The 13,221-nt window shown below is 60.8% G+C and carries 14 protein-coding genes; 10 read left to right on the top strand and 4 right to left on the bottom strand.

Going from position 1 to position 13,221, the window contains the following annotated elements; translation table 11 throughout:
- Positions 1 to 74: 74 nt before the first annotated feature.
- From ccoG to AC1DYF_RS06340, 5 genes are all read left to right on the top strand, one after another.
- Positions 75 to 1,658 carry a cytochrome c oxidase accessory protein CcoG gene (gene ccoG / locus AC1DYF_RS06360; RefSeq protein ID WP_477875847.1) on the top strand — a complete coding sequence of 528 codons (1,584 nt, stop codon included), beginning with the start codon at positions 75 to 77 and terminating at the stop codon, positions 1,656 to 1,658.
- A 1-nt stretch (position 1,659) separates the two neighbouring features.
- Positions 1,660 to 2,154: a FixH family protein gene (locus AC1DYF_RS06355; RefSeq protein ID WP_477875846.1), complete on the top strand. Its 495-nt coding sequence runs from the start codon at positions 1,660 to 1,662 to the stop codon at positions 2,152 to 2,154.
- Complete coding sequence (locus AC1DYF_RS06350; protein ID WP_477875845.1) at positions 2,151 to 4,613, top strand: cation-translocating P-type ATPase; 2,463 nt, start codon at positions 2,151 to 2,153, stop codon at positions 4,611 to 4,613. The genes AC1DYF_RS06355 and AC1DYF_RS06350 overlap by 4 nt, the downstream gene beginning before the upstream one ends.
- Positions 4,610 to 4,777, top strand: a complete 168-nt coding sequence (ccoS, locus tag AC1DYF_RS06345; RefSeq protein WP_477875844.1) for a cbb3-type cytochrome oxidase assembly protein CcoS — start codon at positions 4,610 to 4,612, stop codon at positions 4,775 to 4,777. The genes AC1DYF_RS06350 and ccoS overlap by 4 nt, the downstream gene beginning before the upstream one ends.
- A 248-nt stretch (positions 4,778 to 5,025) precedes the next feature.
- A complete protein-coding gene (locus AC1DYF_RS06340) occupies positions 5,026 to 5,193 on the top strand; it encodes a hypothetical protein (RefSeq protein WP_477875843.1) in 168 nt (55 codons plus the stop codon).
- A 5-nt stretch (positions 5,194 to 5,198) separates the two neighbouring features.
- Here AC1DYF_RS06340 and AC1DYF_RS06335 read toward each other — a convergent pair whose 3' ends face one another.
- Entirely contained in the window at positions 5,199 to 5,882 is a 684-nt protein-coding gene (locus AC1DYF_RS06335) for a class I SAM-dependent methyltransferase (protein WP_477875842.1), read from the bottom strand.
- Positions 5,883 to 5,896: 14 nt separating this feature from the next.
- Entirely contained in the window at positions 5,897 to 6,883 is a 987-nt protein-coding gene (locus AC1DYF_RS06330) for an aldo/keto reductase (protein WP_477875841.1), read from the bottom strand.
- A 390-nt stretch (positions 6,884 to 7,273) separates the two neighbouring features.
- On the opposite strand from AC1DYF_RS06330, the gene AC1DYF_RS06325 reads away from it, so the two are divergent.
- Both AC1DYF_RS06325 and AC1DYF_RS06320 read left to right on the top strand, forming a co-directional pair.
- Positions 7,274 to 7,750 carry a DUF1003 domain-containing protein gene (locus AC1DYF_RS06325; RefSeq protein ID WP_477875840.1) on the top strand — a complete coding sequence of 159 codons (477 nt, stop codon included), beginning with the start codon at positions 7,274 to 7,276 and terminating at the stop codon, positions 7,748 to 7,750.
- A gap of 241 nt (positions 7,751 to 7,991) precedes the next feature.
- Positions 7,992 to 8,768 carry a 5-formyltetrahydrofolate cyclo-ligase gene (locus AC1DYF_RS06320; RefSeq protein ID WP_477875839.1) on the top strand — a complete coding sequence of 259 codons (777 nt, stop codon included), beginning with the start codon at positions 7,992 to 7,994 and terminating at the stop codon, positions 8,766 to 8,768.
- Here AC1DYF_RS06320 and AC1DYF_RS06315 read toward each other — a convergent pair.
- Complete coding sequence (locus tag AC1DYF_RS06315; protein ID WP_477875838.1) at positions 8,728 to 9,006, bottom strand: hypothetical protein; 279 nt, start codon at positions 9,004 to 9,006, stop codon at positions 8,728 to 8,730. The genes AC1DYF_RS06320 and AC1DYF_RS06315 overlap by 41 nt on opposite strands.
- Positions 9,007 to 9,066: 60 nt before the next feature.
- On the bottom strand, positions 9,067 to 9,963 hold the full coding sequence (locus AC1DYF_RS06310; protein WP_477875837.1) for a DMT family transporter: 897 nt from the start codon (positions 9,961 to 9,963) through the stop codon (positions 9,067 to 9,069).
- 172 nt (positions 9,964 to 10,135) lie between these two features.
- Between AC1DYF_RS06310 and AC1DYF_RS06305 the strand changes: the two genes are divergently transcribed.
- From AC1DYF_RS06305 to AC1DYF_RS06295, 3 genes are all read left to right on the top strand, one after another.
- Positions 10,136 to 11,305 (top strand): mandelate racemase/muconate lactonizing enzyme family protein, encoded by a 1,170-nt coding sequence (locus AC1DYF_RS06305; protein WP_477875836.1) that lies wholly within the window; start codon positions 10,136 to 10,138, stop codon positions 11,303 to 11,305.
- A 293-nt stretch (positions 11,306 to 11,598) separates the two neighbouring features.
- Entirely contained in the window at positions 11,599 to 12,060 is a 462-nt protein-coding gene (locus AC1DYF_RS06300; protein ID WP_477875835.1) for a hypothetical protein, read from the top strand.
- A 146-nt stretch (positions 12,061 to 12,206) separates the two neighbouring features.
- Positions 12,207 to 13,220: an Ldh family oxidoreductase gene (locus AC1DYF_RS06295; protein ID WP_477875834.1), complete on the top strand. Its 1,014-nt coding sequence runs from the start codon at positions 12,207 to 12,209 to the stop codon at positions 13,218 to 13,220.
- Position 13,221 lies beyond the last annotated feature (1 nt).

Raw genomic sequence — 13,221 nt, 5'->3', positions numbered from 1 at the left:
GCTTTTGAGTTGACCAAGATCAAGTGGCCGCATGTGGCGACCGGCTACACTCTACCTCGATGTCGAGGTCGGGAATGTCAGCAATCATGTCGGTCAGCGAAACAAACGCAAATGACGAGAGCATCGAGAGGCTCGAAGCGGCCCCCGTCAATGCCGCGCGTCTGCGCCAGCCTCTCTATACCGCACGCAAGAAAATCTTTCCCAAACGTGCCGAGGGCGATTTTCGCCGCTTCAAATGGATCGTCATGGCGATCACACTCGGCATCTATTACCTCGCGCCCTGGATTCGCTGGGATCGCGGACCCTATGCTCCGGATCAGGCGATCCTGCTGGATCTGGCCGATCGCCGCTTCTATTTCTTCTTCATCGAGATCTGGCCCCAGGAATTCTATTTCGTCGCCGGCCTCCTGGTGATGGCCGGCCTGGGACTCTTCCTCGTCACCACGGCCGTTGGCCGCGCCTGGTGCGGCTATACCTGTCCGCAGACGGTCTGGGTCGATCTCTTTCTCGTCGTCGAACGAGCCGTCGAAGGCGATCGCAATGCGCGTATCAAGCTCGATGCGGCGCCCTGGACCGTCGACAAGGTCTGGAAGCGCACGGTCAAACATGCGGCCTGGATCGTCATCGGCATGCTGACCGGTGGCGCCTGGGTCTTCTATTTCGCCAATGCGCCGGAGCTTGCCCACGACCTCCTCACCCTTCAGGCGCCGTCGGTCGCCTATTTCACCATCGCTACACTGACGGCCACGACCTATATCTTCGGCGGCCTGATGCGCGAGCAGGTCTGCACCTATATGTGCCCCTGGCCGCGCATCCAGGCGGCGATGCTGGACGAGAATTCGCTGGTCGTCACCTATAACGACTGGCGCGGCGAACCCCGTTCTCGCGGCACCAAGAAGGCCGCGGCAGCCCACCAGGCCGTCGGCGATTGCGTCGATTGCAACGCCTGCGTTGCCGTCTGTCCCATGGGCATCGATATCCGCGACGGGCTGCAGCTCGAATGTATCACCTGCGCGCTTTGCATCGACGCCTGCGACGGCGTGATGGACAAGCTCGGCCGCGAACATGGCCTGATCGGCTATTCGACATTGTTGGACTATACGTCCAACATGGCGCTGGCGACCGCGGGCAACACCGCTTCGATCGATCCCGGCCGGGTCCGTGACGCCGACGGAAAGTTCGTGTCTTCCGTCCGGCATTTCAACTGGCGAGTCATCTTTCGGCCGCGCATCATCCTCTACACCGCGCTCTGGTCGCTGGTCGGCATCGGCATGCTGATCGCACTGGGGCTGCGCGACCGGCTGCAACTCGACGTGCTGCATGACCGCAATCCGCAATATGTGCTGGAATCGGATGGCTCGATCCGTAACGGCTACACCGTGAAGATCCTCAACATGAAGGCCGAGCCGCGTGCGGTGACGCTCTCCATGCGCGACATGCCTGGTGCCACGATGAGCATAGCCGGCGAAAGCTGGTCGCGCGGAGCCTCCTTCAATGCCGWTGTCGAGCCGGATTCAGTGAGGACGATCAAGCTCTACGTCACCATGCCGAAGGATCGGCTGCCGGACGGGACGCAGGATTTCACCTTCCATGTCGAATATCGCCAGACCGGCGAGAGCTATGACTACAGAGCCAGTTTCGTGGCTCCGGAGAAATAAGATGACAACCGCGACAGACACGCCCAAACCCTTCACCGGCTGGCACATGCTCGCCATCCTCGTTGCCTTTTTCGGCGTGGTCATTGCCGTTAACGTGACGATGGCGACCTATGCGAGTTCGAGCTGGAGCGGACTGATATCCAAGGATACCTATGTCGCCAGCCAGGATTTCAATGTCGAAGCGGCGAAAGCCCGGCGCTGGCTGGCAGAAGGTTTCAAGGGCGAGTTCAAGGTCAAGGACAAGGTCCTGGAATATACGTTGAAAGGTCCGACTGCCAAGCTGGACCACCTGACGGAGATCAGCGCCATCTTTCACAGGCCTGTCGGTGACAAGCAGGATTTCACCATCAAGCTGAAGAAGGTCTCCGACGGTTTCTTCACCGCTGAGCACAATCTTGCTGTGGGCCAATGGATTGTCGATCTCGCGGCAATCGAGAACGGCGAGACCGTCTATCACGAGGCTGAACGCATCTATTTCGCGGGGAAGACGAAATGAGCTGCTGCGCACCCGGCGCCGAGGACGGGTTCGATGAGGGCAGGGCGCTGCCGTCCTCCGAGGAGCTCTGGCTATCCTCGAAACCTTTGGGCGATGGCCGCCTGCAGACCGATTTTAGCGTCCCGGACGTGCATTGCGGCGCCTGCATCACTACGATCGAGGACGCGCTCAACAAACTGCCGGAGGTGGAACGCGCCCGGGTCAATCTCTCGACCCGGCGCGTATCGATCGTATGGCGCGATATGCGCGATGGACTGAGGACTGATCCTGCACGCTTCGCTGAAGCGATCGCCGCCACCGGCTATAGCCTCAACCTTTTCCAGGATATCGACGCCGGCAGCGACCAGCTACGCAATGACTACCTCCGGGCCGTCGCTGTAGCGGGCTTCGCCGCCACCAATATCATGCTGCTGTCGGTCTCGGTCTGGTCCGGCGCGGAAGCGGCCACGCGCGACCTCTTTCACTGGATTTCGGCGATGATCGCCGCACCGGCGCTGATCTATGCCGGCCGCTTCTTCTTCCGCTCCGCCTGGAGCGCGCTGAAGCATGGCCATACCAACATGGACGTGCCGATCTCGCTTGCCGTTACGCTCTCCTATGCCATGTCGCTCTGGGAGACGATCCATCACGGCGAACACGCCTGGTTCGACGCGACCGTCTCGCTGCTGTTCTTCCTGCTCATCGGCCGCACGCTTGATCACCTGATGCGCGACCGTGCCCGCGCCGCCGTTGTCGGTCTCGCCCGCCTTTCGCCGTGCGGCGCCATGGTGATCGGCGCCGATGGCAGCCGCGATTATCGCCCGGTCGGAGACATCCGGCCGGGAGACCGGCTGGCAATTGCCGCCGGCGAACGCATCCCCGTTGACAGCGTCGTGCTGTCGGGGACAAGCGATATCGATTGGTCCATCGTCAACGGCGAGAGCGCTCCCCAACCGGCCGCCAGGGATAGCCGCCTGCTTGCCGGCACGCTCAACCTCACGGGCGGGCTGACGGTCGAAGCGATGGCCGAGGCGAAAAACTCCTTCCTTGCTGAAATCATCACCCTGATGGAAGCGGCAGAGGGCGGCAAGGCACGCTACCGCCGCATCGCCGATCGCGCCGCACGCCTCTATTCGCCCGCCGTTCATCTTCTGGCACTTATCTCTTTTCTCGCCTGGGGCATTTTGGGTGGTGACTGGAAGCAGGCCATGCTGGTGGCAATCTCGGTGCTGATCATCACCTGCCCCTGCGCACTCGGCCTTGCCGTGCCGGTCGTCCAGGTCATCGCCGCAGGCCGACTTTACCGCAGGGGCATTATGGTCAAGGACGGTTCGGCCATGGAGCGGCTGGCGGAAGCGACCACGGCGCTGTTCGACAAGACCGGCACGCTGACCATGGGCCGGCCGCGGCTTGTCAATGTTGGTGAGATTGATCCGCAGGTGCTGGCCATTGCGGCAGGGCTGGCGGAGCATTCGCGTCATCCACTGTCACGTGCAATAGCGGCTGCTGCACAGATAAGGGCTGAGTTCTCGGACGTGAAGGAAATTCCTGGCGAGGGACTGGTTGCGACGGATGACAAGGGCCTATGGCGGCTGGGAAGTCGCGCCGCCAGCAGCATCACCACCTGTGAGGCACCCCCCTCTGTCCTGCCGGACATCTCCCCCTCAAGGGGAGAGATTGGCAAGAGGCGCGCTTACCTCCCCATCACAAACGTCGAGATAGGCGCGAACGCCTGCCGCGAGTCGATCTCCCCCCTTGAGGGGGAGATGCCCGGCAGGGCAGAGTGGGCTGTCACAGGCGCCAGCCTAGCTGGCTCGGACCACTCGGCTTATTCAGAGAGTGTGCTCTCGCTGAACGGTGCTCCCATCGCCTCCTTCCGCTTCGAGGACAGGCTGCGCCCACAAGCAGCCGAAACCATCCGCGAACTCCCTCACCAGAAACTGTCGACCGGAATTCTCTCCGGCGACCGCGAGCCGGTGGTCGCCGCCATCGGCCGCCGGCTCGACATCTCCTCCTGGAAATCTGGCCTCGACCCGCAGGGCAAGGTCAACGCGGTCGAACAGGCTGCGGCAAACGGCGCCAAGGTCCTGATGGTCGGCGACGGCATCAACGACGCGCCGGCGCTCCGCTCAGCCCATGTCTCGATCGCTCCATCCACTGCCGCGGATATCGGCAAGCAGGCCGCCGATTTCGTCTTCATGCGCGATGGCCTCGACGCCGTTTGGCAAGCGATCGATGTCTCGCGCCGGGCGGGCCGCCTGATCCGCGAGAATTTCGCGCTCGCCATTGCCTACAATGTCATCGCCGTGCCGGTCGCCATTGCCGGCTATGCCACGCCGCTGATCGCCGCTATCGCCATGTCGACCTCGTCGATCATCGTCGTGGTCAATTCGCTGCGGCTGAATCTCGGGGAAGACGATCAGATTGCACAGGCGGCAGCCGGCGTTTCCCCGAAAGTGCCTGAGGTGCTGCCGATATGAATGCACTCGTCTTTCTCATCCCCATTGCGCTCGGTCTTGGCGGGCTGGGGCTGGCTGCCTTCCTCTGGTCGCTGAAGAGCGGTCAGTACGACGATCTCGAAGGCGCATCATGGCGCATCCTGGAGGATGACGACAATAAGCCTGTTGGCGGCGGCCGGAGGTGAGATCTGGTTTCAGGCCGTGGACTCCAAATCTGTCAGATCATGTCGCTTTATCGTCACCTTGAATCATCGATGCTTACTCCATAAAAGCGCTTTGCGATGTCATTCAATCCCAAAGATTTCCGCTGATGTTATACCTCTCGACAGTGGACGACACGTTCGAACTATCCGGTCGAAGCTCGCTTGTCGTTGCTCCTGGTATCTCGAGGCGTAATGAGCGCCAATGGAAGATCAAGATCGGAGATGCTGTCATGTTGGAAGCACCCGACGGGACAATTCATCACACAATCATAGGCGGCATTGAAATGCTGTCACCGCCTCATCCTGACTTCATCCCTTTCATGCTTGGACCGGGCATCACGAAGCAGATGGTTCCGATCGGCACGAAAATCTACGTGCACGAGCGAGCGGCTCTCTAATCGGCTTACGAGTTCGCAGCCTGGCCGGTATTCTTCGGTTCCTCATCCATCAGCCCCAGCGCATAGACGCCACTCTTCGGCCGTTCGCCACCCAGCGCATCGCCAAAATCAGCCACCGCATATTCCGCGACAAGCACCAGCCTGTCCGTCGGCAGGTCTTTGCGCTGCGGATCGCCGATCAACACCTCGATGCCGGCCGCATGGCAGCGGCTGAGAAACGCAAGGGCCCGTGTCGCAAGCTCGGCCGCGTAAAACAAATCGCCGACGAGCACGATAGCGGCAACCGGCGGCTCCTCTTCCAGGATATCCGCGCATCTGAACTCCAGGGTGACACCATTCGCCTCGGCATTCAGGCCGGCCGCGACGATGGCGACCGGATCGACATCGACCGCCACGACATGGCGTGCGCCGGATTTCATCGCCGCGACGCCGACAAGCCCCGATCCCGTCCCGAGATCGACCACGCGTCGTCCAGCAACGATCTCCGGCCGGGCGAGGATATGTCGCGCGAGCACGGCCCCACCAGCCCACTGATAGGCCCAGTAGGGCGGCACGTCATTATCCCGGCCCAGCAGTCGCCAGAGACCACTGCCGGCCTGGGCCGTGTAGAGCAGGATTTCCGGCACCGACTGCGCCGGCTGGAGCCGCAGGTTCTCTTTTATGAACTGGCGCGGCTCCGGGCGTTTCATGCCTGGCAACCGCTTCAGCGGATCGCGTATGGATCGAATTTCGAGAAAATCGACGGATCGAGTCTGGCCGACATCGCCTTGACGTTGCGGTCAAGCTGGGGCGCCTTGGTCGTGCCGAGAAGGATGCTGGCGACCACCGGTTCGTCGAACGGGAACTGCAGCGCCACCGTCGCGAGATCGGTGCCTTCTGCCTTGGCGATGTCCTGCATCTTGCCGACGCGATCCAGCACATCCTGGTTAGCCGGGCCGTAGTTGAAGGTCGCGCCCGGCACCGCCCCAGTCGCGAGAATGCCCGAATTGAACACGCCGCCGATGATGAAAGACGTGCCGCGCTCGCGGCAGAGCGGCAGCAGCTCCTTCTCGGCGCTGCGGTCGAGCAGCGTGTAGCGGCCGGCCATCAGGATGCAGTCGAGATGGGTTTCGCGGAGCACGTCGAGCAGCACTTCGACTTCGTTGACGCCGAGGCCCCAGGCCTTGATCACGCCCTGGTCGCGCAGGTCGTTCAGCCGCTGGATGCCGCTGTCGCGGAATGCCTTCATGTGTGCGGCATTCTTTTCCTTGCCATGGGTGAATTCGCCGATGTCATGGACGAAGAGGATGTCGAAACGGTCGAGCCCAGTGCGCTTGTGGCTCGCTTCCAGGCTCTTCATGATGCCGTCGCCGGAATAGTCGTATTCGAGCTTGATCGGATGGGCGTCGACGAAGGCGTGGTCCTCCGCCTCTTCTTTCGGCACCCGGTGCAGGATGCGGCCGACCTTGGTGGAGATCACATAGTCCTGGCGCTTCTTCGTCTGCAGGAAACGGCCGGTTCGCTCCTCGGACAGGCCGCCGCCGTAGTGCGGCGCCGTGTCGAAATAGCGGATTCCGGCTTCCCAGGCGGCGATCAGAACGCCCTCTGCGTCCTGATCGGAAACCGGATGGTAGAGATTGCCGAGCGGCGCGGTGCCGAAGCTGATTTCGGTGACTTCGAGGTCGGTCTTGCCGACGCGGCGGGTCTGCATGGGAGTATCCTCAGTGAAATCCATGGCGGTGGAAACGCTGCCCATAAAACACAGCCGGCAGGCCTCCGCAACCGCTTACGGATCGTGCTCATACATTTCCAATCGTCAAACTATCCTAATGGGATGGGCGGGATTTGAACCGCCATTAACCCTGCGACGATTCATGTATTTTGCTGTCGGTTTTTTAATTTGACTTTGCGGTATCCGGAGCCCATATCGCAATCATGTCCGGTGCGCCCGGCATATATCGTCAACGACCCTCAAGAGGGATCATGTCTAGCAACGACCATAGTCGATCGACCGTGCCGCTCACGGCCTTCGCGCTTGCCTGATCCCTGATCGGCTCGCCCGCGACTGGCCCTGAGCGGCCAGTCAGAAACGAGGTGAGCCATGAACACCGCAATCCGGTTCTTCGCCGAACAACTCCGTCGTGCCTCGGCACCGCGCGACCCCAATGAAATTTTCGCCGAGCGGCTGACGTTCGGGGAGCGGCTTGCCGATCGCGTTGCGGCTGTCGGCGGCTCCTGGAGCTTCATCATTGGGTTCGGGCTGTTCCTTGTCGCATGGGCAGCTCTCAACACCGTGATCCTCGCGGCCAACGCGTTCGATCCGTTCCCGTTCATCTTCCTCAACCTGATGCTCTCCATGCTGGCGGCGCTGCAGGCCCCGATCATCATGATGAGCCAGAACCGGCAGGCGGCCAAGGACCGGCTCGAAGTGCGGCTCGACTACGAGACCAATCTTCGCTCCGAGGCCGAGATCGCGAACCTGAACGCCAAGGTCGACGCGCTGACCGAGGAAGTGGCTCTGCTGGTGCGGCTGCAACTGCGCCGGGATCATCGGGATGAGGATGTCGTGACGGCGTGAATATGCTGTCCATTCGTGGCAGAATTACCGAAACAAAAGAGGCCGGGCATCGTCTGGCCTCTTTTGTTGCTGACAGGCCAATCATTCGGCTTCGAATCCCTATTGATTGAAGACGCCACCGAGAGTTAGTTTCCTATTTCAAAGGCGGCGGCAATCGGGATGATTGCCGCCCAAGGTGGCATTGCCGGCTGGATCATGCCGCGTGCCGTGCTGAAGGAGGCTACGACGCCGGAGATGATGGATGTCTGAACAGGGACGCTGGTCGGGACGCAATATCGCCAAGGACTTTGTGCGTGACCGCATCTGGCGAACCCTCGAGGATACCGGCGTCGCCGTCGGTCCGGCCTGGAGCATGATCCCAAATTTCGTCGGCGCCGACATGGCCGCCTGGCATCTGGCCCAGACGCCGGAATGGAAGTCGGCGCGCACCATCAAGACCAATCCGGATGCGCCGCAGATTCCCATTCGCCTGCGCGCTCTTTACGAAGGCAAGATCGTCTATGCGCCCGTGCCCTATCTCACCAAAGACTTCCCCTATCTCAGGCTCGATCCGGTGATCCTGACGGCCAACGGCATTTCCTACGAACTTGCCGCCACGTCGCAGGGTTTCATCGAGCACGGCGAAAGGATCAGCTTCGAGGAGGTCGAGAGGCTGGATTTCTGCGTCCTCGGATCCGTGGCGGCGAGCCGCACAGGCGGCCGAACCGGCAAGGGCGCCGGTTTCGCCGATCTCGAGACTGCGATCTTTCGCGAGCTTGGCACCATCACGGAAAGGACGCCGGTGGCGACCACTATTCATTCCTGCCAGATCGTCGGCGACGACGATGTGGTGGTCGAGGCGCATGATTCCCCGCTCGACATGATCGCCACCGAAAAGGAACTGATCGTCACCGGCAACAGACAGCCTCGCCCGAACGGCGTCGACTGGGACCGCGTCCGCCAGGACCAGTATGACAGCATTCCCTTCCTCGTCGAACTCAAGAACCGGATGCTTGCACGCCGGGAAACGGCCAAATGATCACCATCGGCGGCCAACTGATTGGCGGGATTTCGAATGCGTCGCCAATGTTTGGAGTATTATTTTTGGCGCCGAAAAAATCAATCGTTCGCTTTCGAAGCTTTAAATAATACTTTTCATCAAAATGGAAAATAATAGAGGCGAGCCGCACATGAAGTTCGTCAAGAACACTCGCCCGCTGCCATAAAGATTTGAATTTTGCTTCGAATCGTATACCTAATCGCAATGTAAGCACCACGCGGCTTCCCTATGGCCGCGTTTTACCGGCCGTCCGGGTACCCCACATCAGCCCGGACGGTCAGCCTGGCGCGACTGCAACGACGGTTGCGCGATTGCGCCTGAGTTCGATGAACATATGGCCGAACAGAGCGGCGAGCACTACGGCGCCGCCGACCTGCGTCGAATGCGACGGCACTTCGCTCATGAAGATCCACACCCAGAGCGGCGTCAGCGGCACTTCCAGGGCCACCAGCAGGCTGGCATCGACGGCCGGGATATGCTTGACGCCGAATGTGTAGACGGCAAGCCCGAAGCCGTTCTGGATTATGCCGAACATCACGATCAGCAGCACATCGCTGCTGCCGATCGACAGCGGATGCGCAAACCAGACGGTGAGCAGCGAGCAAAGCCAGGCGGAGGACGCCATGGCCGGCAGCATCTGCACGTCGCGATACTTGCGCATGATGATCGACAGGCTGGCGACCGTCAGCGACATGATCACAGCCAGGCCCTTGCCGAGCAGCGTGCCGCCGCCTTGCGTGTCAGCGACCATATAGACCACGCCGGCAAAAGCGATGAGGCTTGCTATCACGGTCGTCAGGTTCGGTTTTTCCCCGAGGAAGAGATAGGCGAAGCCGGCGGTGATGAACGGCGCGGTCGCATAGATCACCATGCTGTCGGCTATTGTCGTGTAGTAGAGAGAGCCGATGCCGGAGATCATGCTGAGCGCCGAGAACAGCGCGGCGAGGAAGGTGGGCCAGCGCATGGAGCGGAGAATCGCCCAGGCCCTGCCACGCTCCATGGCAAAGAACAGCAGGAACACGGTGAAACCGGAAACGATGCCGCGCAGGAACAGAATGGTCATCACGTCTGTGTGGATAGCGCGAATGAACAGGCCCGACAGTGACCAGAGCACGGCCGACAGCGCGACATTGGCCACACCCCAGCGATAGGTTCTTTGTTCTGAGTCGGTCATGCGGGGAATCCGGACGGGAGAAAGCCCCGACTAACATTCTTCGTAGCCGGGCGACAAGGGTTGCCGCGCCGACGCAGATGAGATTTTGCCGACTGTGTCAAGAATGTCCGGGCGTTGCCGCCGGGAGGGAAATCGGCAATAGTCCCGCGCGTCCCGCCGCCGAGACCCCACTATGAAAATCACCGCCATCCGCGCCACGCCGGTCAACATTCCGTTCCACGCACCCTATCGCTTCAGCTACGGCTCGATTGCCTCGCTGACCAAGACGGTGATCGAGCTCGACACGGACGAGGGTGTGACTGGCCTCGGCGAATGCGCCGATGGCAACCGTGCCGCCGATGTCGTTGCCGCGGGCGAAAAACTGATCGGGCTGGACATCCGCGACATCGCTACCGCCGAGCGCCGACTGGTGCCCGGCATGCGCTACACGCCCTGGGGCAACGTTACTGCCATCAGGCGCGTTTTCGGCGGCATCGAAATGGCGATGTGGGATGCGCGCGGCAAGATCGACGGCGTGCCGCTCTATCTGTTGCTCGGCGGCGCGGTGCGGCTCGACATCCCGCATACCGAATATTTCAGCTATCGCTTTCCCGGCCCGAGCCATCCAGGCGAATCCTCGCCGGTCGAGATCGCCCGCTACTGTGCCGAGATGATCGAAAAGTTCGGCGCCGATATGTTCGAAGGCAAGATGGGCACGGTCGGCCTGGACGAGGAGATCGACATGGTGCGCGAGGTCCGTGCCGCCATCGGCGACAGGCCGCTCCGCCTCGACGCCAATGGCGGTTGGACGGTGCCGACAGCGCGCGAGGCACTGAGAAGGCTGGAACCGTTCGACATCCAATGGTTCGAGGAGCCGGTCGAGACCTACGAGGAAATGGCAGAGCTCAGGCTGCATTCGAAGGTCTCCTTCTCCGCTCATACGATCGACCTGCCGAAGGCCGTGCGCCTGCGCGCGCCCGATGCCATTGTCACCAATATCAACGAACATGGCGGCATCCGCCACGCCGTCGAATTCATCCGCGCCTGCGAAATGTTCGACATGGGTTTCCGCTTCCACAGCGGCGAGACGGGCGTTGCGAGCGCCGCCTATCTGCACCTCACCGCAGCTTTGGAGCATGTGCGGAATGCGAGCCAGACTTTGTTCCGCTGGTATGCGGATGATGTCATCGAAGGTGGGCCGTTGCTGTTGAAGGATGGTGCCGTGCGTGTGCCGGAGGGGCCAGGACTGGGCGTGATGCTGGATGCGAAGGCGTTGAAGCGCTGCCATGAACGATTTCTGGCGGAGGGCGCATTTCCTGGGGCGAAGAACGCCGCCTACGGCGATGGGTTTCGAAAGGGGTGACGATTGAGGGGTGTATTTCCGTCGCATAAGACTTTAAAAATTTGCAGAGCAGCGAGATCGAGAGGGCTTGTGGCTCTCATGCGCCGGGGTTCGCTTATCAGCCTGTTGTTACCGCGCGCATTTGTTTGGGGCAGTACAGTCGCGATGGCCGAGAAAAATCCGAGCGGCCTAGCGCTGGCAGACCTCGTTCCCGGCGGAAGCACGCCGACCGTCGCTGGCGAGGACATTTCGCTAGCGATGATCAGACGGGTCCAGGAGGTCGCATGAGACCTGGCTGGAGTCGGAAGCTGAACTTGGCGTTTATTGTGCTCGTGCCAGTGCTATTGGTGCTGGGCCAGGAGGCTTGGTATGATTTCTGGAATCTCGACGGTTTTTTCTGGCCTGAGTCTGGGCATCGGCGGATCGAAGACATGGCAGYGGTTCTCAAAAGGATCAAAGCGCCAGCTCGTTGGTGTTATCCGTCTGAAAACAAGCTGAATCTGCTTCAACAGAGCTATTATTGGGACACTACCTTCAATCATTGCGTCGTCAGCATCCAGCCTGCCACCGATTTTATCGAAAAGGACTTTGCTGGCCGGGAGACAGATGGTTACGCCAAGCGTTTCTATCGTGCAACCTTAGGAAGCTACGTCTGCGAAGTTACCCTGTCTACAGATCGTGGTGATGATCGCATAGTGGGGTCCGATTGTTACTACGGCTTGTTTCGCTCCAAAGACGACAAGGGTGTCGGGATGACCGACGATCCCTTTGGCTAAGCAGATATGGACTCCAGCCTGCACAATGTTGCAAACCGATAAATTGATGTGATGACTGCGGTTGCTACTCGCACGCTCTCTTGCACGCCGCGACCAGTACGGCATAAGACTGATATATAGGTATAGACATAAGGGGACAGCACCACATGGCCGACACGATCAAACTCAAAGTGGACGTCGCCTCCGATTTGATTTTCGACGCCCTCGTCGGTGCGGGCACGGTCGCCCGCAATGCCCGCTATTTCGCCGACGCCATCCTCGACACCGAGCTGTCCGGCATGGAAGGCCATGGTTTCTACTGGCTGCAATATTATTGCGAGCATGTGCAGACCGGCAAGGTCGACGGTAAGGCGACGCCGACGGTAAAGAGGATGTCGGTCGTTTCCTTCCGCGTCGATGCCAAGAATGGCTTTGCCCATCCGGCGATCGAAAAGGGTTTTTCCCACCTCATCCCGGCCGCGCAGGAATATGGCGTTGCTGCGATGGCGGTGCATAATTCCTATAATGCCGCGACGCTCGGCTATCACACTGGCTTCATCGCCAAGCACGGCTTGCTGGCCTTCGGCTTCACCAATTCGACGCCGGCGATCGCCCCGGTCGGCGGCAGCAAACCGGTGATCGGCACCAATCCGATGTCCTTCGCCGTGCCTGGCCGCAAGGGCAAGCTCGCCTTTCTTATTGACCAGTCCTCCTCGGCCGTCGCCTGGACGGCGGTGAAGACCGCGGCGGACGAACATCGCGCCATCCCACTCGGTTGGGCGATCGATCGCGACGGCAAGCCGACCACCGATCCGGAAGAGGGCCTGAAGGGCTCGATGGCGCCGTCCGGCGGCTATAAGGGTTTTGGCCAGGGCCTGATCGTCGAAACCATGTGCGCAGCCTTGGCCGGCGCCAATCGCGGCCTGGAAATGGGCTCGTTCTTGGACAATGATGGCCTGCCGATCGGCTGCGGCCAGTTCTTCATCGCGCTGGAGCCGAAAGTGTTTTCCGGCGGCTTGTTCGACAAGCAGATCGAGCGCCTCGTCGCCTCGATCACCGGCCAGCCCGGTGCCCGCATGCCGAATTCGCGCCGCGAGGAGAATTATAGGAAGCTGATGAAATCCGGCATTCCCATTGACAAGGCGCTCTACGAGAAACTCAAGAGTTTCGCCAAGAAATAGG

The organism is Rhizobium sp. P2_G9, from assembly GCF_056403475.1.
The sequence above is the reverse complement of the archived record's forward strand: the minus strand, read 5'-3'. Positions and strand labels throughout refer to the sequence as shown.